This window comes from Streptomyces sp. NBC_00353 (genome assembly GCF_036108815.1).
Lineage (GTDB): Bacteria > Actinomycetota > Actinomycetes > Streptomycetales > Streptomycetaceae > Streptomyces.
In genome coordinates, this window is record NZ_CP107985.1 from 2015794 (window position 1) to 2038415 (window position 22622).

At 70.0% G+C, this 22622-nt stretch carries 16 protein-coding genes; 7 read left to right on the forward strand and 9 right to left on the reverse strand.

Features of this window, described 5'->3' with window-relative positions; translation table 11 throughout:
* Nucleotides 1-218: 218 nt before the first annotated feature.
* Nucleotides 219-1703, reverse strand: coding sequence for an SDR family NAD(P)-dependent oxidoreductase (locus OHA88_RS09595; RefSeq protein ID WP_328625115.1), 1485 nt, complete (start codon nt 1701-1703; stop codon nt 219-221).
* Nucleotides 1704-1886: 183 nt separating this feature from the next.
* Here OHA88_RS09595 and OHA88_RS09600 point away from each other — a divergent pair, with 183 nt between their 5' ends.
* A complete protein-coding gene (locus tag OHA88_RS09600; RefSeq protein ID WP_425897552.1) occupies nt 1887-2765 on the forward strand; it encodes an RNA polymerase sigma factor SigF in 879 nt (292 codons plus the stop codon).
* Nucleotides 2766-2867: 102 nt separating this feature from the next.
* Nucleotides 2868-3323 (forward strand): ATP-binding protein, encoded by a 456-nt coding sequence (locus tag OHA88_RS09605; protein WP_326606976.1) that lies wholly within the window; start codon nt 2868-2870, stop codon nt 3321-3323.
* 44 nt (nt 3324-3367) lie between these two features.
* On the opposite strand, the gene OHA88_RS09610 is transcribed toward OHA88_RS09605, so the two are convergent.
* The 3 genes from OHA88_RS09610 to OHA88_RS09620 form a co-directional block, all read right to left on the reverse strand.
* Nucleotides 3368-5731, reverse strand: a complete 2364-nt coding sequence (locus OHA88_RS09610; RefSeq protein ID WP_328629637.1) for a GH92 family glycosyl hydrolase — start codon at nt 5729-5731, stop codon at nt 3368-3370.
* Nucleotides 5732-5881: 150 nt separating this feature from the next.
* Nucleotides 5882-8485: a PA14 domain-containing protein gene (locus OHA88_RS09615; RefSeq protein WP_328625116.1), complete on the reverse strand. Its 2604-nt coding sequence runs from the start codon at nt 8483-8485 to the stop codon at nt 5882-5884.
* Nucleotides 8486-8810: 325 nt separating this feature from the next.
* Nucleotides 8811-9521 (reverse strand): (2Fe-2S)-binding protein, encoded by a 711-nt coding sequence (locus tag OHA88_RS09620; RefSeq protein WP_326606974.1) that lies wholly within the window; start codon nt 9519-9521, stop codon nt 8811-8813.
* A gap of 224 nt (nt 9522-9745) precedes the next feature.
* Between OHA88_RS09620 and OHA88_RS09625 the strand changes: the two genes are divergently transcribed.
* Nucleotides 9746-10954 carry a DMT family transporter gene (locus tag OHA88_RS09625; protein ID WP_328625117.1) on the forward strand — a complete coding sequence of 403 codons (1209 nt, stop codon included), beginning with the start codon at nt 9746-9748 and terminating at the stop codon, nt 10952-10954.
* Here OHA88_RS09625 and OHA88_RS09630 read toward each other — a convergent pair.
* The 4 genes from OHA88_RS09630 to lepB all read right to left on the reverse strand — a co-directional run bounded on the left by OHA88_RS09630 (nt 10924) and on the right by lepB (nt 15325).
* The gene (locus tag OHA88_RS09630) at nt 10924-12183 is read right to left on the reverse strand and encodes a transglycosylase family protein (RefSeq protein WP_328625118.1); all 1260 of its coding nucleotides are present in this window, start codon (nt 12181-12183) and stop codon (nt 10924-10926) included. The two genes, OHA88_RS09625 and OHA88_RS09630, sit on opposite strands and share 31 nt — an antisense overlap.
* Before the next feature lie 127 nt (nt 12184-12310).
* A complete protein-coding gene (locus tag OHA88_RS09635) occupies nt 12311-13690 on the reverse strand; it encodes an ROK family transcriptional regulator (protein ID WP_328625119.1) in 1380 nt (459 codons plus the stop codon).
* A 158-nt stretch (nt 13691-13848) separates the two neighbouring features.
* Complete coding sequence (locus tag OHA88_RS09640) at nt 13849-14448, reverse strand: TetR/AcrR family transcriptional regulator (protein WP_328625120.1); 600 nt, start codon at nt 14446-14448, stop codon at nt 13849-13851.
* A 94-nt stretch (nt 14449-14542) separates the two neighbouring features.
* Entirely contained in the window at nt 14543-15325 is a 783-nt protein-coding gene (lepB, locus tag OHA88_RS09645) for a signal peptidase I (protein WP_425897540.1), read from the reverse strand.
* 351 nt (nt 15326-15676) lie between these two features.
* On the opposite strand from lepB, the gene OHA88_RS09650 reads away from it, so the two are divergent.
* From OHA88_RS09650 to OHA88_RS09665, 4 genes are all read left to right on the forward strand, one after another.
* A complete protein-coding gene (locus tag OHA88_RS09650; protein ID WP_328625122.1) occupies nt 15677-17206 on the forward strand; it encodes an SDR family oxidoreductase in 1530 nt (509 codons plus the stop codon).
* A 297-nt stretch (nt 17207-17503) separates the two neighbouring features.
* Nucleotides 17504-18946 (forward strand): NADP-dependent phosphogluconate dehydrogenase, encoded by a 1443-nt coding sequence (gndA, locus tag OHA88_RS09655; RefSeq protein WP_267008394.1) that lies wholly within the window; start codon nt 17504-17506, stop codon nt 18944-18946.
* A gap of 142 nt (nt 18947-19088) precedes the next feature.
* A complete protein-coding gene (locus OHA88_RS09660; RefSeq protein ID WP_328625123.1) occupies nt 19089-20159 on the forward strand; it encodes a Dyp-type peroxidase in 1071 nt (356 codons plus the stop codon).
* On the forward strand, nt 20159-20956 hold the full coding sequence (locus OHA88_RS09665) for a family 1 encapsulin nanocompartment shell protein (protein WP_267008392.1): 798 nt from the start codon (nt 20159-20161) through the stop codon (nt 20954-20956). Before OHA88_RS09660 ends, OHA88_RS09665 begins: the two co-directional genes overlap by 1 nt.
* A 25-nt stretch (nt 20957-20981) precedes the next feature.
* On the opposite strand, the gene OHA88_RS09670 is transcribed toward OHA88_RS09665, so the two are convergent.
* Nucleotides 20982-22358, reverse strand: a complete 1377-nt coding sequence (locus tag OHA88_RS09670) for a M64 family metallopeptidase (protein ID WP_328625124.1) — start codon at nt 22356-22358, stop codon at nt 20982-20984.
* Between the last annotated feature and the right edge of the window lie 264 nt (nt 22359-22622).

Genomic DNA, 22622 nt, shown 5'->3' on the forward strand with positions numbered 1-22622 from the left:
AAATCGACTGCCCATAAGGGGCAGGGGCAGGAACAGTTCGGTCGCGGTGGCGCCGGGTGTGGGTCGGGGACGGCGGCCTGGTTACAGACCTGTCCCAGGACGGCCGAGGAGGTTTCGTGGATCCCTTGGTGGCGTCCGTGCACATCAGCCTAACCAAATGAGCGCGTCCGCGCTCGATGGAATGCGTGCAGTAGGTCACTTTCGGACAACCGGGTGATCTACCAGCCTGCGGGCGCGTAGTCCTTGAGGAAGCAACCGAACAGATCTTCGCCCTCTTCGCCCCGCACGATCGGGTCGTAGACCCGGGCGGCTCCGTCGACCAGGTCGAGCGGGGCGTGGAAGCCCTCCTCGGCGAGGCGGATCTTGTCGGGGTGCGGACGCTCGTCGGTGATCCAGCCGGTGTCGACGGCGGTCATCAGGATGCCGTCCTTCTCGAACATCTCCTGCGCGCTGGTGCGGGTGAGCATGTTCAGCGCGGCCTTGGCCATGTTGGTGTGCGGGTGGCCCGCGCCCTTGTAACCCCGGCTGAACACGCCCTCCATCGCCGAGACGTTGACCACATAGGCCCGCTTGGCGGCCGTCGCGGCCATCGCCGGGCGGAGCCGGCTGATCAGGATGAACGGCGCGGTGGAGTTGCAGAGCTGGACCTCGAGCAGTTCGATCGGTTCGACCTCTTCGACCGTCTGGATCCAGCTGTTGGTGTGATGCAGGTCGGGTACGAGGCCGCCCGCGTCGATCGCGGTGCCGGCGGCGATCCGTTCCAGGGACGCGGAGCCGGTGACCAGAGCGAGCTCGGTGACGTCCTGCGCGGTCAGGCCCTCCTTGCGGGCGGCAGGCAGGGCCGCGACGCGGTCGACCGAACCGCTGCCGAAGGTGCCGATGACCTCGGCGGCGGGGAGCTCGCCCGCAGGCAGCGGGGCGGATTCGGCACTCACCAGTTCGCTGTACGCCTGCGGGGAGCGGCGCACCGTCTGGGCGGCGTTGTTGATCAGGATGTCCAGCGGTCCTTCGGCGGCGACCGAGTCGGCGAGCGCGACGACCTGGGCGGGGTCACGCAGATCGATGCCGACGATCTTCAGCCGGTGGATCCACTCGGCGCTGTCCGGCATCGCCTTGAAGCGGCGGATCGCGTCGTTGGGGAAGCGGGTGGTGATCGTGGTGTGCGCGCCGTCGCGCAGCAGCCGCAGCGCGATGTACATGCCGATCTTGGCGCGGCCGCCGGTGAGGAGCGCCCGGCGCCCGGTGAGGTCGGTGCGCGCGTCGCGGCGGGACCGGTTCTCCTTGGCGCACTGCGGGCAGAGCTGGTGGTAGAAGGCGTCGACCTCGACGTACCGGGTCTTGCAGATGTAGCAGGACCGGGGCCGCTGAAGTATCCCGGCGATCTCGGCACCGGCCGAGGAGGACGGCAGGACGCCCTGGGTCTCGTCGTCGATGCGTTCGGCCGAGCCGGTGGCTGTGGCTTCGGTGACGGCCTTGTCGTGCGCGGTCTTGGCGGCCCGGCGCTCCTGGCGGCGACGCTGCTTCACGGTCCGGTAGACACCGGCGGTGGCGCGGCGCACGGCGATGGCGTCCGGGTGGTCGACCTCGATGGTGTCGAGTTCGTCGAGCACGCTGAGGCAGACGGCCAGCCGCTCCGGGTCGATACCGGGACCGAACTCCTCGATACCGGGAGCGAACTCCTGGCTGTCCTCTGTCACCGTCATTGCCGTTCCTCTGTCGCTGGTCATGGGGTCACTGGTTGCGGGCAGAGCGCCCCGATCAAGTTTGCCATGCAACGGGCGCTGCTCCGTTCGCGTGAAGCGGCGCGCGGCAGGGAATAGGCATGACTTCGCCACGGCCGGGCAGGAGCGCGTCGACAACATTCCGCCGTAGGGGAGGACGACGTCATGGCAGCCAGGTCCGCACGGACGACCGCAGTGATGGGCGTACCGGCACAACGGATCGAGCCGACCAGTGGGCTGCCACTGGTCGAGGACGCCGGCAGCGTCGCACCGACCGATGCCCGCGCGCTCTCGAAGCTGTTCTTCGACCGCCTCCAGGATCTGGAGGAGGGGACGCACGCGTACGCGTACGCCCGCAACACGCTGATCGAGATGAACATCTCCCTGGTGCACTTCGCCGCGTCCCGCTTCCGCAACCGGGCCGGTGACGACGCCGAGGACATCATCCAGGTCGGCACGATAGGTCTGATCAAGGCGATCGACCGGTTCGACCTGTCCCGCGAGGTCGAGTTCGCCACCTTCGCGGTGCCGTACATCGTCGGCGAGATCAAGCGGTTCTTCCGTGACACGACGTGGGCCGTCCATGTGCCGCGGCGGCTGCAGGAGCTCCGTGTCGATCTGGCGAAGGCCAAGGAGCGGCTCGCGCTGGAGCTGGACCGGGACCCCACCGTCACGGAGCTCGCCGCGCATCTGGAGCTGCCCGAGGACGAGATCATCGAGGGCCTGGTCGCCGCCAACGGTTACGCGGCGGGGTCCCTGGACACCCATGCGGTCGACAGCGACCACGGCAAGGACCGGCGCACGTTCGCCGACGTGCTGGGCGCACCCGATCCGGCCATGGAGAGCGTCGAGAATCTGCATGCGCTGGCGCCGCTCCTCGCCGGGCTCGACGACCGCGAACGGCGGATCGTGCAGATGCGCTTCGGTGCCGAGATGACGCAGTCGGAGATCGGGGCGGAGCTGGGGGTCTCCCAGATGCATGTGTCCCGGCTGCTGTCCCGGATCGTGAAGCGACTGCGTACCGGCATGTGCGTGGTCAGCTGAACCGCGTCGTCCACTTTTGCCTGGAGTGAGACCGTTCGCCGCGGGTAGGCGCACGGTGAGACATGGTCACCGACCATCCCTGCGTCGCCCTGGCTGGAGCACATGAACGATCAGGTCATCCTGCGGCCGACCGACCGCCCGTACGGGCATCGGCCCACGGAGGTGCTCCACAGCGCCGCGGCGTTCGACGGCGAGCCCGGCTGCATCGCGCAGGCCCGGGCCCTTGCCGACAGCTTTCTGGCGCGGCTCGCGGCCCAGTCGGGGACGGGGTTCGGTGAGCACACCCGGGGCGATCTGATGCTGGCGGTCAGCGAGCTGGTCACCAATGCCGACCGGTACAGCCAGGGCCCGTATCTGCTGGAGCTGGAGGGTACCGCCGAGCGGGTCAGCGTCACGGTGTACGACAGCAGCACGGCGCTTCCGCTGTTCTACTCCCCCGACCCGACCCGCCCCGGCGGTCACGGCATGGAGATCGTCATCGCCCTGTGCGACCGGCTGACCGCCGAGCGGGTGCCGGTGGGCAAGCGGATCCGGGCCGAGTTCGAGCTCAGCAGCTGAGCTGTGGGGCGGGCGGGACGCCGCCCACCCCACGACCACGCCGGTCAGCCCAGGGCGGGCGGAGCGTCCGCGGGCGAGGTGCCCCATGCCGAGGGCGCGCTGCCCACGGTGAAGGCGAGCGACCGCGCCGAGCGGATGTCCTCGGTGGTGAGGTACGTGCGCGACTGCGCCGCGCCGTCGATGCTCGCCGACTGGATGTAGCGGTCGGCGTCCGACGTCCCGGAAGCCTTCACCGTGAACGACCCGTGCGGGTAGTAGCGGCGGTCGAGCGTGAGGTCGACACGCTCGAAGGCCGGCGTGGACAGACCCCAGGTGTCGGTGCCGGGCTGGACCGGGAAGACACCGATCGAGGAGAGCACCATCCAGGCGGACATCGTGCCGAGGTCGTCGTTGCCCGTCATGCCCGTCGGGGCGTCGGTGAAGAGCGTCAGCGCCGCGTGCACCACGTCGGTGGTCTTCCACGGCTGCCCGGTGGAGAGATAGGTGTACGGGGCGATGAGGTCGGGCTCGTTCTGCGGGTTGTACTTGTCGGCGTTGTAGTACGCGTACGGGCCGTTGACCCAGACCTCACGGGCGGTCTTCGCGGGATCGGCGAGCAGCTTGTCGTAGGCGAAGAAGGAGTCGAGCCGCTGGTTGGCGGCGTCCTTCCCGCCGATCAGGCCGACCATGCCGGGCAGGTCCTGCGGCACGAGCCACTGGTACTGCCAGGACGTGCCCTCGTGGAAGCCCTCGCTCTGCGCCGGGTCGGCGGGGCCGGTGAAGGCTCCTGAGGCGTCGCGGGCGCGGAAGAAGCCGGTCGAGGGGTCGAAGATCTTGCGGTAGTTCTGGGCCCGGTCCTCGTACCGCTTCGCGTCGGCGTCGTGGCCGAGGTCGCGGGCCATCTCACCCAGCATCGCGTCGGAGAGGGCGTACTCCAGGGTGGCGGAGGCACCGTGGTCGAAGTCGGAGTCACCGGGCTTGGCGTGCGGACGGTCCTTGATGTACGGGGCGAACCCATCCTTCAGATACTGCACGTTGGCTTCACGGCCGACGGGCGCGGAGTCGGTGGGCGGGACGCCGTCGGCGTTCTTCTTCAGGGCGCGGTACGCCTCCTCCTCGTACCCCTTCAGCAGCCCCTGCTGGTAGGCGTTGGTGAGGAACGGGGTGACGGGGTCGCCGGTCATGATGTTCGTCTCGACCGTGCCGTAGCCCCACTTGGGCAGCCAGCCGCTCTCGGCGTCGATCCGCAGGACCGAGATCGCCATGTCGCGGGACTCGCGCGGGGCGAGCAGCGAGAGGAGCTGGGCCTGGGTGCGGTAGGTGTCCCAGAGGGACCAGTTCTGGTAGTAGGTGAAAACCCCGTCGGCAGCCACAGCGTGGTGGGTCTTCTGGTCCCAGCCGGTGTAGCGGCCGTCGACGTCGCTGCCGACGTTGGGGGCGAGGAAGGAACGGTAGAGCGACGAGTAGAAGGTGCGGCGCAGCTCGTCGCTGCCGCCCTGGGCCTTCACGTCGTCGAGCCGGTCCTCCCAGGACCGCTGTGCGGCGCGCTCGACGCGGTCGAAGCTACGGCCGCCCTCGGCCCGGAGGTTGAGTGCGGCGCCCTTTGCGTCGACGTAACTCAGGGCCGTGGTGGCCTCGACGGTGCGGTCCTTGCCGGTGTCGAAGCGCAGCCAGGCGCCGTTGCGCTCGCCGGCCGCCGAGGACACCTTCGAACCCTCGGTGACGGTGTCGCCGTTCCAGGTGCCGGACGTGGTGAACGGCCGGTCGAAGCGGGTGATCGTGTAGACGGTGTACGCCTTGGTGTCCTGACAGAAGCCGCTGCCGGTGATCGCGGTCCGGACGGTCCGGTTGTCCAGGATCTCCACCTTCGAGGACAGCGTCCGGTGCAGCGACTGGCCCGCGTTGAGCAGGACGTTGGCCTTGTCGGTGGCAGGGAAGGTGTAGCGCTGCACGCCGGTGCGGGTGCTCGCGGTGAGTTCGGCGTCGATCCCGGTCTTCAGCCCGACCTTGTAGTAGCCGGGGCTCGCCTTCTCGTCGTCGTGGCTGAACTCCGCCGCGTACTTGGCGTAGTCGGTCTGTGTGATGTCACCGGTGGTGGGCAGCGTCGGCAGATCGCCGCCGAGTCCGCAGCCGACGCCGGAGAGGTGTACGGCGGAGAAGCCGCGTATGTGGTTCTCGGCGTAGTCGTAGCCGGTGTTGTGGCCGGTGTCCGGGGAGAGCTGCACCATGCCGAACGGCACGGATGCGCCCGGGTAGGTGTTGCCCTCGTTCTGGGTACCGATGAACGGGTTGACCAGATCGGTCAGTTGCCCTTCGGCGCGGGGTGCGGCCTGGGCCGTGGCCCCGGTGGTCAGGACACCGCCGAGGAGCGCGACGGCGGCGAGTGCGGCCGCCGGGCCGCGGAGTCTCGGCCGTGGGGTCCGGTGCATCCGTGAGAGCCGGTGCATGGGGGTACTCCTCCTTGGACAACGTTGTCAGAGCGCGATCATTCTTGGTTCCCCGGTAATCCGCGTCAAGGGTTCGGACGCGAACGCTCCGGTCCGCCCCGGGCAGGGGCGGACCGGAGCACTGTCACAGGGTCAGGCGGTGGGGCATCCCGCCACGACCGGGTTGGACGCGTCGCGGACGAGTGCGTCCTGCGCAGCCTTGATCCGCTTCACGTCGGGTTTGACGATCCGTCGGTCGTAGGTGAGCAGGCCGTTCAACTCGCCCTCCACGTCCGAGATCTGGGTGTAGACGGCGCCGTTGCTGCCCTTGCAGGCGAGCTTCCGTACCTCGTCGAGCTTGGCGAGGTAGTCATCGGTGTAGGTCGACTGGTCGACCGCGATGTACGACTGCTGCACGGCCCAGGCGTGGCCCGGCACCGCCAGGCCGAGCCCGCCGTACTCGCCGCTGACCAGGGCGCGTTGCCCGTCCGGCGCGGGCAGGGCCGGGCTCGGGTAGCCGTGCTCGTCGATGATGTCCCCGGTGCCTCCGTCGACGCCCAGGTTGATGCCCGACATGCTGTTGACCAGCCGGGTCGGGTCCCAGGACTTCGCCTGGTCGGCGATGCGGGCCTCGTCGTACTGGCCCCAGCCCTCGTTGAACGTGACCCACATGACGACCGACGGGTGGTTGTAGTGTTCGTCGATCATCTCCTTCATCTCGTGCTCGTACTCGGCACGGGCGGCGGCGGACGGGTTGACGGTGTTCATCGCCGGCATGTCCTGCCAGACCAGCAGGCCCAGCTTGTCCGCCCAGTAGAACCAGCGGTCGGGCTCCACCTTGATGTGCTTGCGCACGGAGTTGAACCCCATGGCCTTGTGCATCTTCAGATCGGATGCGAGTGCCTCGTCGGTGGGGGCGGTGTGCAGCCCGTCGGGCCAGAAGCCCTGGTCGAGGGTGGCCATCATGAACACCGGCTTGCCGTTGAGAACGGTGCGCGGGGTGCCGTTCACCTTCTCCACAGCGATCGACCGCATCCCGAAGTAACTGCCGACCCGGTCGGAGCCGACGGAGACCTTCAACCGGTAGAGGTGTGGGTCGTTCGCGGACCACAGATGCGGGTCCGGTACGCGCACGTCCAGCGCCGATCCGGTGCGGCCGGCGGCCGTCCCGACCTTGCGCTTCCCGTCGTATACGGTTGCCGTCACCGGCACCCCGTCCCGTACCCCGCGCACCTCGACGGCGACCTTCTCACCCTGCACATCGGGAGTGAGCTTCAGCGAGTCGGCGTGATCGGCGGCGACCGGCTCCATCCACACGGTCTGCCAGATGCCGGACGACGGGGTGTACCAGATGCCGCTCGGGTCGAGGCGCTGCTTGCCCATCGGCGGGTTCTCGCCGTCCTGGGCGTCGGTCGGATCGTAGACGCCGACGATCAGCTCCTGGGTGCGGCCCGGCTTCAGCGCATCGGTGATGTCGGCGTTGAACTTGTCGTAGCCGCCCTTGTGTTCGGCAACCTTGTGCCCGTTGACATACACCTCGGACTGCCAGTCGACGGCACCGAAGTTCAGCTGCAGCCGCTTGCCCTGACCGACCTTCCACCCCTCGGGAACGGTGAAAGTGCGGCGGTACCACATCCGGTCCTCGTGCCGTTCGAGGCCGGAGAGCTGCGACTCCACCGGATACGGGACGAGGATCTTCTCACCGAGCTTCCTGCCGACCGGGGGCTGCTCCCCCGCCTTCGCTGCGGCGAACTCCCAGGAACCGTTGAGGTTCTGCCAGTTGTCGCGGGTGAGCTGCGGCCTCGGGTACTCGGGCAGCGCGTTGTGCGGTCCGACCTTGTCGGCCCACTTCGTACGGAGCTCGTACGTGGAGTGGTTGGGCCCGCTGGACCAGAAGGCTCCGACGGCCTTGCCGTCCTGGCCGGCCAGCCCGCCCTGCCCGTCGTAGCGGATGTCGGCCAGTCCGTTGGCGTCGCCGGCCTTGTTCCCGACGACCGGTTCCTCGAGCGCGACGGTGAGGCTGCGCGGGTCGGCGGGGTCGGCCTTGATGGCCCCGAGCGGCCACGTCGCACCGCCGATGACGGCGTTGAGATGGTTGGTGAGTCCGTCGGGCAGGGCCGCGAGTTTCTGCGCGAAGTCCAGCTTGAGGGTGCGGCCGTCGGCGAGGACGGTGGCACCGATGGCCCCGTCGTACGCGAAGTCGTCCGGCAACCGGAAGGCGGACTGCGGCACGGGCTCCTTGGTGCCACCGGGCTCGGTCCACTTGAGGTGCAGGTTGGACCCGCCGAAGTGTTCGAAGTACTCGACCTTGAAGTCGTAGGCCTTGCCCGCGGTCAGCTCGACCAGCTGCGAGGTCTGTTCCTTCTCCCAGTCGTCGACCCAGTGGTCGATGACCGGCTTTCCGTCGATCCAGAGACGGAACCCGTTGTCCCCGATCATCGAGAAGACATGGGAACCGGTCTTCTCCGGCACGATCTTCCCGGTCCACCGGATGCTGGCGTCGTCGGCCTGCCCGGTGGCCGAGCTCAGCCGCGATTCGAGGGTGGGGAAGTCGATGTCCGGATCGAATCCGGTGGCCTTGAGCTGCCCGAAGTCGAAGGCCCCTGGGGCGGACTGCGTGTAGTACTCGCCCTTCAGACCATGCACTTCGGCGGTGCCGCCGGGGTCCGGGGCGGCGGACGCGGCAGGCACACCGGACAGCCCGGCGACGCCGAGAGCGGCGGCGAGAAGCAGGACGACTTTCTTTCTGATGCGCACGGATCCTCCTTGGTGAGGAAGGGTGGCGGCTCGTTGCAACAGGATGTACAACGTTGGAAGGAACGACAGTTGGCATGACAGCACGACTCCCGTTCCACTGTCCAGGTGCATGACAGCGCGAAGGAGAGGGCCGGAGAGAAGCCTCGGAACGCCAGCAACGGACCGGCCGGCAAGACGGCCGCGCCGCCCCTTGGCCTGCGCATTCCTGGCCGCCTCCACCTCGTCGCACGCGGGCCGGCGCCATGCCGCCCGCGCGGTCCGGTCCGCTCCTGTCAGCGTCGCGGCCGACGCCGCCGAGCGGAATCTCGCCGACGGCCGACGTCTGTCATGGAGAGAGCGACGGAGCGGAAGCGCCCGGCCGGCAATCGAAGACGCAGTCCCCGCAGAGGCCGGCGCCCGGGCACCGGTAGTAGAGGCAACAGCTGTTCCTGCGGAATGCCGGGGTGTGCGGGGTCCCGGTGGTCCGCAGGTCCGGGTGGTCGAAGAGTTCGGCGGCCAGGGTGCGGGCCCGGTGCGCTGCGTCGGGGCGCTGGTGGGCGCGGGCCCAGGTGATCAGCTCGCGCAGCGCTCCGGCCAGGGCCGAGCCGGCATTGCCCCACAGCAGCCGGGGTGCGATGTGTCCGTCCCGTTGGATCGCGTCCGCGAGCGGTACGAGGTGGCCGTACTGGACGCACTCGCGGATGCGGTCCGCGGTGCCCGGCAGCGTGTCTGCGGAGTCGAGCCACAGGTCGTCCGGCGCGGGGTGCTGCGGATCCCAGCGGAGTGCGGCAGGGGAGAGATCCGGGAAGCGACCGGAGAGGACGGCCGGTCCCAGAGCGGTCGACCAGAGGCGGGCGGCCAGCCCCAGGTGCGCGACGGACGCGGCGACCCTGCGCTCGGGGGTACGCAACCGGGCGGCAACGGTGTCGATGCGGGCCGTGAGCGGTGCCGTCTCCCCCGCGTACAGGAGGGCGAGCGGACGGTGCGCGCCGCCGGGCACCGGTGTCCCGCGCAGGGCGAAGAATCCGCCCACCGACGCCGCCCCGGCCTGCTCCATGCGCTGCTCCTTCACGGGCTCCCCCGGTCACTCGTAGTGACGACCCGGCCGCCCCTGGGGCCGGGTCCCACCGTTCACCGTATCCGTGCGGATGATCGTCCTGAGGCTCGGCGGGGAGAGGACTACCGTCGGGAGGAGGACACAAAAACCACTCCCCTACTACCAAAGCAGTACGTCGGAACGCCGTCTCAGGGACGACGACTCGGCGGCTTTGAAGGGCCATCGTGGTGTACATGAGCTTCCTTGCACTGTCCGTGCTGCTGTCACTGATCTCCGCGGTCGCCTACGCGGCCGGGGCGATCGTCCAGGAGCGCGTCGCCACTGCCGGAGACGGCCGTTCGTTCGCCCCTCTGCGCAACCGCGTCTGGTGGGTGGCGGTGGCGTTGAACGGTGTGGGTGCGGTGCTGCATGTGGTGGCGCTGGCGTACGGCCCGCTCAGCCTGGTGCAGCCGCTCGGCGCGCTGACGATCGTCTTCGCCCTGCCGATGGCGGCGCTCTTCGCACGCCGCCGGGCCAGGGCGACCGCCTGGCGTGGCGCGATCATGGCGACCGTCGGTCTGGCGGGTCTGCTCGCTCTCACCGGCAACAAGGAGTCGCACACCCTGGGCGGCCCGGAGCAGCTGATGCTGGCGACCGTGACGTTCGGTGGCGTGGCGCTGCTCGTGCTGGTCGCGAAGGGCATGCGGCCACCGGTGGTACGGAGTGTGGTCCTGGCCGGGGCCGCCGGTGTCGCCTTCGGTATCGCGTCGGTGTTCACGAAGACGGTCGCGATGCAGTGGGCGTCCGGTTCGGTCGGCGCGGGGCTGCCCTCGCTCGTGGTCATAGCGGCTCTGGCGTCGGCCGGGCTGCTGCTGTCGCAGTCCGCGTACCGGGGTGCCGGCCTGACCGCGCCGCTGGCGACGGTGACTGTGGTGAACCCGGTGATCGCCTCGGCAGTCGGCATCACATTGTTCGGTGAGCAGTTCCAGCACGGCACGGCGGGCGCGCTCCTGGCGCTCGGCTGCGGTGTGGTCGCCGCGGGCGGGCTGATCATGCTGATGACGGAACGGCTGGACGCGGAGCAGCGCGAGGGGCAGCGGGTGCTCCCGGCAGGTCCGGATGTCCCGGAGGTTGCCGCGGAGGGCGCCGGGGACGCTGCGGAGGCCGAGCCCGTGCTGGTCGTTTCTCCCGAGCCCGGAAGGGCCACGGCCGTGGCCGTCGGGGCAGCCCCGCCCACCGCTGCCGCCGAAACGCTTCCGGCGCCTCTCAAGCTGGCTGTCACGATGCCGCTGGAGCGGCGACGGGTGGGGCAGGTCGACTTCGGTGGCTCCGCACGGCAGCCGCGCACCGGTTCGGGACGGCGAGGTGCGCTGTCCGCCGAGGACGGTGGCGCCGGCGATCCCACGGCGCTGCACAGGACCGTTCAGACGTTGACGCCGCCCGCCCGGAGGTAGGACAGCGGATCGACGTCGGAGCCGTAGCCGGGCCCCGTACGGATCTCGAAGTGCAGGTGCGGTCCGGTCGCATTGCCCGTGGAACCTGACCGGGCGATGCGCCGGCCGCCGCTGACGTGCTGGCCCTCGCGCACCAGCAGCGCGGACAGGTGGGCGTACTGGCTGTACTTGCCGTCGCTGTGCCGGATGACGATCTCGTAGCCGTACGCCCCCGCCCACCCTGCCGAAACGACCGTGCCGGAGGCCACCGCCTCGACCGAGGTGCCGGTGGGGACGGGGAAGTCGACGCCCGTGTGGTGGCCGCTCGCCCAGGAACCGGCCTGGTGGTACGCGGTGCCGACACGGGTCGCCGACACCGGTGCGACGAGCCCGGAGCCCTTCTCGGTCCGCTTCGGCTGCGCCTTCGCCGGCTGGTGCGGCCTCGTCGGCCGGTGACTAGGCTTCGCGGGCTGGTGCGGGTGGGTCTTCTGCTTCGCTTCGGCCGACCGGCTCGGCTTCGCGGCGGGCCTGGTTCCGCTCTTCGGGCCGGCCTGCGGGGTGGCAGCCACATCCAGGGCGAGTCGCTGGCCCGGGAAGATCAGATCGGGGTCGTCGCCGACGACCTTCCGGTTCGCCGTGTAGAGGCGCTGCCAGCCGCCCTGCACATGCTCGGTCGCCGCGATCCCGGAGAGGGAGTCGCCGCGCGCGACGGTGTACGACTCGCGCTTGCCGGGCACCGTGGTCGGGGTGGCGGGCGCGGCCGTCTTCTTCGTCTTCGGGTTCGCCTTCTTGGGCGTGGAGGTCGTTGCCGACGAGGCATCGACAGGACCGCCGGTCCGTTCCGACTGCGGCGTGACGTCTGGGGCGCCGCCGCCCCGCGTCAGGCCCGCCCTCACGGAGCAGGTCGGCCAGGCACCCGGGCCCTGTGCCTTCAGCACCTTCTCCGCGACGGATATCTGCTGTTCCCTGGTGGCCAGATCGGCACGTGGGGCATGGACCGTGCCCCCGTATGCCGCCCAGGTCGACCGATTGAACTGCAGCCCGCCGAAGTAGCCGTTGCCCGAGTTGATGTGCCAGTTGCTGGTGGACTCGCAGGCGGCGACCTTGTCCCACACATCGGCCGATGCGGCGCCCGCCGAGGCGGCGGTGATGAGGGGGAGCGCGATGCCCGCGCCGCCCGCCGTGACCGTGAGCGAGGCGCGGTTGATGCGGCTCGGCTGGTATCTGCGGTGTCGTCCGTTCGCGGCCATGACTTGGCTCCCCCACTGGCTGTAGGACACGTCGCAAGCGGTCAACTTATGGGCAGACAACGGGTGATGACAAGGCAGTGGCCGAGACCTGCCGGTCCTGGACGGATCGGGGAGCGCAGGACGGGCTTCATGGTGCCGGGGTGCGGTGGCGGTTGCGTACGACGTCGGCTGCCGTGAGGAGCCGGGCCGCGGGCACGTTCGGTGGCGCGTCCGCCGTACGGCGACGGCCGCCCCGTGCCAGGAATTCGGCCAGTGGGAGCGTCGCCGCGCCAAGGGTGACCGCGTCCGGGCCCAGCCGGCCCATCTCGACCGTGGTGCGGGCCGCCGGGTGCCGGAGCGCGTACTCCTGCGCGTACCGGCGGATGTCCGGAATCAGATGCGGTCCGATCAGCAACCCCGCCCAGCCGCCCAGCAGGATGCGTTCGGGCAGGAACAGGTTGACGAGGTCGGCCAGGGCCGCGCCGAGGCATTCGGCGGTCTCGTCGAGGATGGCGAGAGCGACCGGGTCGGGATCCGGGCCGTCGCCATCGGGGTACGCGGCGGCCAGGAGCGCTGCCAGCGCGGTTTCGTCGTCGGCGTCGCGGGGCAGCGGGCCACCCGCCTCGTGCCAGCGTTCGCGCATGGCCTGCGCACCCGCGTACGCCTCAAGGCAGCCGATGGACCCGCAGCGGCAACGGCGGCCGCGCAGCTGCACCGTCGTGTGCCCCCATTCCAGCGCCATGCTGCTGCGGTCCTCGTCGAGGATGTCGCCCCGGTTGACGCAGGCGCTGACCCCCGATCCGATCAGGGCGATCACGGCGGCCTCCGCGCCGCGTCCGCCGCCGAACCACATCTCGGCCTGGCCCAACGATTTCGCACCGTTGTCGATGAACAGCGGGACGTCGACCGGTACGTCGACCGCGTCGCGCAGCAGCCGTTCGAAGGGGACATCGCACCAGCCGATCGTCTGACCGTGCACGACGGCGCCGACTTCGCCCGGTGCGCGCGGCGCCTCACCAACGGCCCTCTCGCGGCTGGCCCGTTCGACGATGCCCGGCACCCCGATACCGATGCCGAGCAGCCGTCGCGCACTGGCATCCGCATCCGCTCCCGCTGCCCTGAGCACGTCCGCCACGCCACTGCCGACGTGGCCGACGATGCGCTCGACGTCGTAGCCGTCCTGGGCCAGCAGCCGTTCCGTGCGGGCGAGTTCGGTCAGCGACAGGTCGAAGAGCTCGACGCGGACCCGGGTCTCGCCGATATCGATGCCGATGAGGAGTCCCCCGCCGGGCGCCACGCGCAGCAGCGTGCGCGGGCGGCCGCCGTCGGAGTCGACGATGCCCGCCTCCTCCAGGATCCCCTCCGCGGCAAGCTCCGCAACGACGTTGCTGATGGATCCTGAGCTCAGCCCGGTGGCGGGGCCGAGCTCCTGGCGACTCAACGGCCCGTCGAAGTACAGCCGTTGCAGTACTCTCGCCCGGTTGCCCCGCCGCAGGTCGCGCACGGTCCGTCCGGCGCGCTCGGCCATGTTTTCCTTCCCTTCACGGAATCAAGCCCGTCGGCCGGGCGCGGAACGGGTGCGGCCGCCCCGCCGGCCGATGCCGCGCGGCACAGACCGGGCTCGCTCACCTCGTGGTGGAGAATCGCTCCGGGCACCTTCGGACGGCCGGTGCGGTTCGAGGCCGCTCATCCATCGCTCTCCCCCTCCCCGCTCCGCTGTGCGGACGGCCAACGCTCCAGTACGAGGTGCAGCGCCTCGACGCACTGCTGCCAGGACGCCTGTACGTCGCGGGGGGCACCGAAACCGCCGTTGGCCTCCAGGGCGCTGTAGCCGTGGAAGGTACTGCGCAGCAGCCGTACGGCGTCCGTGAAGTCGGGTTCGGACAGGTCGTAGGCGCGCAGCATCGCGTAGATGATCTCGATGGTGCGGTGGTACGCGGTGGACTCGGCGACGACGGCGGGATCGAGCCGGATCTGGGTCGCCGCGTACCGGCCCGGCCGTTCAAGCGCAAAGGCGCGGTAGGCATCGGCGAACGCGACGAGTGCGTCTTTTCCGGCCCGTCCGGCGACCGCCGTGCCGAGCCGGTCGGCGAACTCCCCCGCGGCCAGCAGGGCGACCCGGGTGCGCAGGTCCTGCACGCTCCTGACGTGGGAGTACAGGCTGGCGTCCTTCACCCCGAAACCGCGCGCCAGCGCGGACACGGTGACCTTGTCGAGACCGATGGAGTCCGCCAGATCGGCCGCCGCCTCCACCACGCGATCGGTCGTCAGACCAGCGCGAACCATCCGCCACCTCCACCGGAGCTAGGGGCCCTAGGCTACTACCTAGGGCCTCTGGACGGACTCCGGTCATACACAGGCGCCGCCGCTCACCGGCTGCCTACTGCTCGAAGGTGTCCGGGACGGACAGCCAGTCCCATCGGTCGACCGGCCAGACGACGGTGAAAGCTCTTCCGACCACGTCGTCGACGGGTACCGCACCGCCACCCGGCTGCTCCCGGTGGTAGCGCGAGTCCGCCGATGCCTGGCGGTGGTCGCCCATCACCCAGATGTGCCCTTGCGGAACAGTGATCTTGAATTCGGCATCCGAGCTGCAGGGGGTGTTCCCGGGGAACACATAGGGCTCGTCGAGGGCCCTGCCGTTCACCTTGACCGGGCCGGTGCCCTTGCACTCGACGGTGTCGCCTCCCACCCCGATCACGCGCTTGATCAGGTCCTTCTCGTCCGCCGACGGCATCAGGCCGACGAAGGACAGCACTTCCTGCACCGGGTTGGCGGGCGCAGCCGGGTCGGACGGGAGCCAGTTGCCCGGGTCGTGGAAGACCACGACCTCCCCGCGCTCGGGCTGCGCACCGAACCAGGGCGTGAGCTTGTCGACCAGCACACGGTCCCCGGGCTGCAGCGTGTTCTGCATGGAGTCCGAGGGGATCGAGAAGGCCTGGACCAGGAACGTCTTGATGAGCAGCGACAGCACCAGCGCAACGCCGATAAGCAGGGGCAACTCGACCCAGAACGACCGTCGTTCATTCTTCCGGGGGCGCCGCTCGGCAGGGGGCTCGCCCTCTGCGTCGCTCGAATTACGCGCTCCGACCTCTGCTTCTGTCACGCCGCCCCCGCTTCGTCGCGGCACGCCTCGGACGGCTGCCGCACGCCCCGTCCGCAACCCTTGTGAGGTCGGGACCACTTGTCTGTGCTACGCAACCACTCTAGGGGCAACGCGCTTCAGGTTTTGGCCGCCCCGACCAGGCGAACTGTGCTGTGGATCTTCCGTACCGTCGCCTCCGGCACCACGCCCGCACCACCGCTCGCGCCGACGGACGTCCGGCGAGGGAACCCGCGAAGTTCCTGGCGGCGACTGCGGTGGCCTTACCGCCCCCCTGAACGGGCGGCGGCAGCGACGGACCAGCCGCTCGGCGGCCTTCTGCCACTCGGTGATCCACAGATCGTCGGGCAGCGGAAAGGACGGCGCGCAGGCACGGTGGAAGAGTCGGACATCGAGACACGTGGAGGCGCCATGAATCACGAAGACGGCGCACCGGTACTGCGCTGCCTGGTCACCGGTGCGACGGGCTACATCGGGGGACGGCTGGTCCCCGAACTGCTCGATGCCGGGCACAGCGTGCGCTGTCTCGCACGTACGCCCGAGAAGCTGCGGGACCACCCCTGGGCGGGCCGGGCCGAGGTCGTCCGCGGTGACGTCATGGACCCGGAGTCGCTGGGGCCGGCCATGCAGGGAGTGGACGTCGCCTACTACCTGGTGCACGCGCTCGGCAGCGGCTCGGACTTCGAGGCCACGGACCGGAAGGCGGCCAGGACATTCGGCGAGCAGGCGCGCGCCGCAGGTGTGTCACGCATCGTCTACCTGGGCGGACTCACCCCCGCCGGGGTCCCCGAGCACGAACTGTCGCCGCATCTGCGCTCGCGTGCCGAGGTCGGCAGGATCCTGCTGGAGTCGGGCGTGCCGACCACGGCTCTGCGCGCGGCCGTGATCATCGGCTCCGGTTCGGCCTCCTTCGAGATGTTGCGATACCTCACCGAACGTCTGCCGGTCATGGTCACGCCGAGCTGGGTGTCGACCAGGATCCAGCCGGTCGCCGTCCGTGACGTACTGCGGTATCTCGTGGGCAGTGCGACCATGCCTGCCGAGGTGAGTCGCACCTTCGACATCGGCGGCCCGGACATCGTCACGTACCGGGAAATGATGCAGGACTACGCGGCCGTCGCCCGCTTGCCGCATCGGCTGATCCTGCCCGTCCCGATGCTGACGCCCCGGCTGTCGAGCCACTGGATCGGGCTGGTCACACCCGTCCCCGCCTCCATCGCACGCCCGCTCGCCGAATCGCTGAAGTACGAGGTCGTGTGCCGCGAGCACGACATCACACGCTACGTCCCCGACGGGCCGGGGCAGCCGTTCACCTTCCGGAGAGCGCTCGCGCTCGCACTGCAGCGCGTGCGCGAGGCGAACGTGACGACCCGGTGGTCGTCGGCGTCTGTGCACGGTGCACCGAGCGACCCGCTGCCCACGGACCCCGGCTGGGCAGGCGGCAGCCTCTACACCGACGAGCGGGAACTCGACATCGACGCCGCCCCCGAGGCCCTGTGGCGGGTCATCGAAAGCATCGGGGGCGACAACGGCTGGTATTCCTTCCCCCTGGCATGGGCCGTCCGCGGCTGGCTCGACCGTGCGATCGGCGGTGTCGGACTGAACCGAGGCCGCCGCGACGCCACCCGGCTCAGGGTGGGCGACTCGCTGGACTTCTGGCGGGTCGAGGAGATCGTGCCGGGCCATCTGCTCCGGCTGCGCGCGGAGATGCGGCTGCCCGGCCTGGCCTGGCTGGAGCTGTACGCCGAACGGAACGGGACCGGAGGCGCGCACTACCGGCAGCGCGCGCTGTTCCATCCCCGAGGGCTGCTGGGGCACGCCTATTGGTGGAGTGTCGCCCCGTTCCACGCCGTCGTCTTCGGAGGGATGGCCCGCAACATCGCTCGCGCCACCATGCTGCCCACCCGGTCGGAGCAGGTGAAGGCAGCCTCCGCCCTCTGACGGGCGACACGCGAGCGTGGCACCGCGACAACCGCACACCACACCGCCCCGGCCGGCCTCCGGCGACGCAACCGGCCGACCCGACCCGGGCGCCCCCAGGAGCCCGAGCACGGTCATCCCGCCGGCCCCTTCGCCGGAACTCCCGTTCCACCGGCCGGTCCGGCCGGCTCCCCACTCGACCGTACGGAGGTTTTGCTGCGGCGGCGTGACCGGCGTGCGGCGGCTTGAACAGGCCGTCCCCGCGCCCCGTATCCATACTGGTCATCCCGGCATCCTCGACAGATTGCAGGAGCACAGATGAGCGGCACTGCGCAGATCGGCGTCACTGGACTTGCGGTGATGGGCCGCAATCTCGCCCGGAACTTCGCACGTAACGGCTTCACCGTCGCGGTGCACAACCGTACGACTGCGAAGACCGATGCCCTGGTCAAGGAGTTCGGCGACGAGGGTACATTCGTCGCCGCGCGCACGCCCGAGGAGTTCGTGGCGGCGCTGGAACGCCCGCGCAGGCTGGTCATCATGGTGAAGGCCGGCGATCCGACGGACGCGGTGATCGAGGAGTTCGCCCCGCTGCTCGACGAGGGCGACGTCATCATCGACGGCGGCAACGCACACTTCGAGGACACCCGCCGCCGCGAGAAGGATCTGCGCGAGCGCGGCATCCATTTCGTCGGTGTCGGTATCTCGGGCGGCGAGGAGGGCGCGCTGAACGGGCCGAGCATCATGCCCGGCGGATCCACCCGGTCGTACGAATCACTGGGACCGCTGCTGGAGAAGATCGCCGCGAAGGCGAAGGACGGCACTCCGTGCACCACACACATTGGCCCCGACGGTGCCGGGCACTACGTGAAGATGGTCCACAACGGCATCGAGTACGCGGACATGCAGCTGATCGCGGAGGCGTACGACCTGCTGCGGAGGGTTGCCGGCTACTCCCCCGCGAAGATCGCCGAGACGTTCCGCAGCTGGAACACCGGCCGGCTCGACTCGTATCTGATCGAGATCACGGCGGAAGTCCTCTCCCACACGGACCCGGAGACGGGGAAGCCGTTCGTCGACATCGTGCAGGACCGGGCCGAGCAGAAGGGCACCGGCCGCTGGACCGTGCAGATCGCACTCGATCTGGGCGTGCCGGTCTCCGGCATCGCGGAGGCCGTCTTCGCCCGTTCGCTGTCGGGCCACGCGGATCTGCGGGAGGCCGCACGGGAGCTGCCGGGCCCATCGGCCACTCCACTGGCCGGAGCCGAGGCCGCGGCGTTCGCCGACCGGGTGGAGCAGGCGCTGTACGCCTCCAAGATCGTCTCGTACACGCAGGGGTTCCATCAGATCCGCGCGGGCAGCGAGACGTACGACTGGAAGATCGATCTCGGTGCGGTGGCGGCGATCTGGCGGGCCGGCTGCATCATCCGGGCGGCATTCCTGGACCGGATCCGGGCAGCGTACGACGCACGGCCGGAGCTGGTGAGTCTCCTCTCCGACCAGCAGTTCGCCCAGGAGATCGGTGCGGCGCAGGACGACTGGCGGACGGTGGTCGCCGAGGCGGTACGCCAGGGAGTGCCGACCCCCGGATTCGCCGCCGCGCTCTCGTACTACGACGGTCTGCGTGCCGACCGGCTCCCGGCGGCGCTCACTCAGGGGCAGCGGGACTTCTTCGGGGCGCACACCTACCGGCGTACGGACCGTCCTGGCTCCTTCCACACGCTCTGGGGCGGCGACCGGTCGGAGACCGCCACCGGCTGACGGGCCTCGGGCAGCTGTTCGTCCGGCCGGGTCACCCGGAGTGCGGCGGGACCGTACGTATGCGTAAGTAGCAGCGAGTCCCGCCGTACTCCTGCACCGCCGCCACGCGCGCGCTGTCGCCACCACTCCTCGGAGCCGCCGCATGCCCGACGCCGTCCCGGACCCGGCCGCCGCCCAGCCCGTCGTCTCGCCGCTGACCACCGCCGCCCTGATCCTGGTCGTCACGATCGAGCCCGGTGGTGAGGCCGCCGTACGCGAGGCACTGCCGGACCTCGGGGCATTCGCCCGGTCCATCGACTTCCGGTTCCCGGGCTCCGATCTGGCGTGTGTGACCGGGTTCGGCTCGGATGCCTGGGACCGGCTGTTCGCGGGGCCGCGGCCGGCCGGACTCCATCCGTTCCAGGAGTTGCGCGGCGCCCGCCACCACGCGCCCGCCACCCCCGGCGATCTGCTGTTCCACATCCGGGGCGAGCGGATGGACGTGTGCTACGAGTGGGCCGCCCGGCTGATCGGCAGACTCAGTGGGGCGGTGAAGGTCGTCGACGAGACCCAGGGGTTCCGCTACCTCGACCACCGGGATCTGCTCGGCTTCGTCGACGGGACGGAGAACCCGGTGGGTGCCGGTGCGCGGGCTGCGGCCCTCGTGGGCTCCGCCGACCCGGACTTCGCCGGCGGCAGCTATGTCATCGTGCAGAAGTATCTCCACGACCTGGCCGGCTGGAACTCGCTGAGCACGGAGGAGCAGGAGCGGGTCATCGGCCGCACCAAGGCCGACGACATCGAAATGTCCGATGCCGTCAAGCCCGCCAACTCCCATGTCGCACTGAACACCCTCACCGCGCCGGACGGGTCGGCGCGCGAGATCGTGCGCGCCAATATGCCGTTCGGCAGCTTCGAGCAGGGCGAGTTCGGCACGTACTTCATCGGTTACGCCGCCGACCCGGACGTGACCGAGCAGATGCTCCGCAACATGTTCCTCGGCAGTCCGCCCGGTACGTACGACCGTATTCTCGACTTCTCGACCGCGGTCACCGGCACGCTCTTCTACGCCCCCTGCGCCGACTTCTTCGACGCCCCGCCGCCGTCTCCCGTCCTGTCCGGGACCGAGTCCCTGCCGCAGCCGGCGTCCGCGCCGGTGGCCCAGGCCCCGGCTCCGACGGGTGCGGACGACGGTTCGCTGCACATCGGCAGCCTGCAAGAAAGCGCCCAGTGATGAACAACCTCCACCGCGAACTCGCCCCCGTCACGGAAGCCGCCTGGGACCAGATCGAAGAAGAGGCCCGGCGCACCTTCAGCCGCCATCTGGCGGGCCGCCGCGTCGTCGATGTGACGGACCCGGAGGGGCCCGCGCTCGCGGCGGTCGGTGACGGGCATCTGCGTGACATCGATCCGCCGACACCGGACGTCATCGCGCGGGCCCGTACGTCGAAGCCGGTCATCGAGTGGCGGGTGCCGTTCACGGTGACCCGGGCGGCCGTGGACGACGTCGAGCGCGGCTCCGACGACAGCGACTGGCAGCCCGTCAAGGACGCCGCCCGGACCTGTGCGTTCGCCGAGGACATGGCCATCATCGACGGGTACGCCGCCGCCGGGATCACCGGTCTTCGGGACGGCTCCTCGCATCCCGCGCTGCCGCTGCCGGCCGATGCCCGCGACTACCCGACCACCGTGAGCCAGGCGCTGACCCAGCTGCGGCTGGCCGGTGTGGACGGGCCGTACCGGCTGCTGCTCGGCGCCGACGCGTTCACCGAGGCGACCGAGACGTCCGACCACGGCTACCCGGTGGCCACGCATCTCGCGCGACTGCTGGACGACCAGATCCTGTGGGCGCCCGCCGTCAAGGGCGGGGTACTGCTGTCCACCCGTGGCGGCGACTTCGAGCTGCGGCTGGGCCAGGACTTGTCCATCGGCTATCAGGACCACGACGCGACCCACATCCGGCTCTACTTCCACCAGTCGTTCACGTTCCGGATGCTGACGCCGGAGGCCGTGATCCCGATCGTCGCCTGAGACAGGAGGGCCCGGAACAGCCCCGCTACTTCCGGTGGCCGGTGGCCTGGACGCTCCAGGTGAGCGTGTCGGTGGCCAGGGCGCGGACGGCGGGGTCCCGGATGGCGTCCGTACGGTCCACGGCCTCGGCCGTCACCTTGTGACTGCGACCGTCGGCACGGACGCCGAGCGAGCCGGGGGTGACGGCGGTACGGCCCCGGGCGTGGACCTTCTCGACACCGTCGACGTACCAGCGCAGATCCGTCCGGGCGAGGCCGGTGGTGCCCACGGCCAGGCTGACCGGGATCCGCTTGCCGCGCTTGACCCCGGTGTTCGTGTCGAGGGTGGTGCTGAGCGCGTTGCCCGCACGGTAGAAGCCGGCGATCATCGCCTCGCGTCCGGGCAGGTTGAATTCGGTGCTGGACAGCTCACGCATGATCGACGTGGAGGTCGGCCGGTAGATGCCGTACGGGTAGTAGGCGCTCCCCTCGTACGTGCCGACCGTGGAGCCCGTCGGGTCGCTCTGCCCCAGCCAGCGATACCACTTGGTCCGCTTCTCGATGAGCTGCGCCGGTGTGTACGTGGTGGAGTTGGGGCCGTCCGTCTCGCCGCCCGTCCAGGTGCCGTACGAGGGGTACGTGTACTCGTCCTCCAGCAGACCCACCGAGTGGCCGATCTCATGGGCGGCGATCATGCTCGACGACGAGTGGTCGGAGGAGAGGGTGGACACGCCGTTGAACGGGTAGCCCTCGGCCTGCAGACCGGAGTAGCCGGCACCGCCGTACTTGGTGGAGTTGGCGATGACGACGACGAGGTCGGCGGCGGGCGCCTGGGCCGCGTACGACGCCACCTTGTCGATGTCGGTGCAGACCAGGCGCTCGGTGTCCGCGCACCAGAAGTAGCTGGAGAGCGCTGTGTCCTTGACGACGTCGGCACCCGGATCGCCGCTGATGCCGGACTCGTTGGAGACGGCGTCGACGGTCCAGACGTTGAACAGGTTCTGGTAGCTCCGGTACGGCTCCATGGCGGTGATGTCGGCCCACTTGGCGGTGGCGTCCGCGTGGAAGTCGTCCTGCTGGTCGGCCGTGTAGCCGTCCCCGATGATCACGACATCCAGCCGGTCGTCGGTCGATCCGGTCACGGCCTGCTCGCCGACCGTACCGTCCACGGCGGCCTCGGCGGCGCTCAGGGACGCCCCGGAGCTCCGACCGGTCTGCGCGGGTGCGTCGGCCGGGACCTCGACGGTCCTCCCGGCGCCGCCGGGCTGCGGGAAGTATTCGACCTGGTGGCTTCCCCCTCGGCCGTTCCCGGTCGGGGCGGCTTCCGCGGGGGCGGTGCCGGCGGCAGTCGCTGCCAGCAGGCCGGCGAGGGCGAGTCCCGCCACCGATCCTGCCGTTCGGCGCGTGCCTGGACGTATGCGCATGTAGAACTCCTTGAGAGCCTCGGACTTCGGGCGGACGCGAGTCGGCGCAACCGTTGATTAACTTGGGAGTTAAATCGACTTAGCGCGAGACTTAACCTAGAGGTGCGTCGGACGCGGAACAAGGCCCGGACGGCCCGTGGTTGGTGTTCGTAACCGGGCAACTGCCCCTCATGGGGCGCAGGGTGAGATGTGGGAAGCAGGAGGGTGACTCAGTGGCCGCGAAGCACACCGCAGGGACGGACACCGGGCAGAAGCCGAGCGACG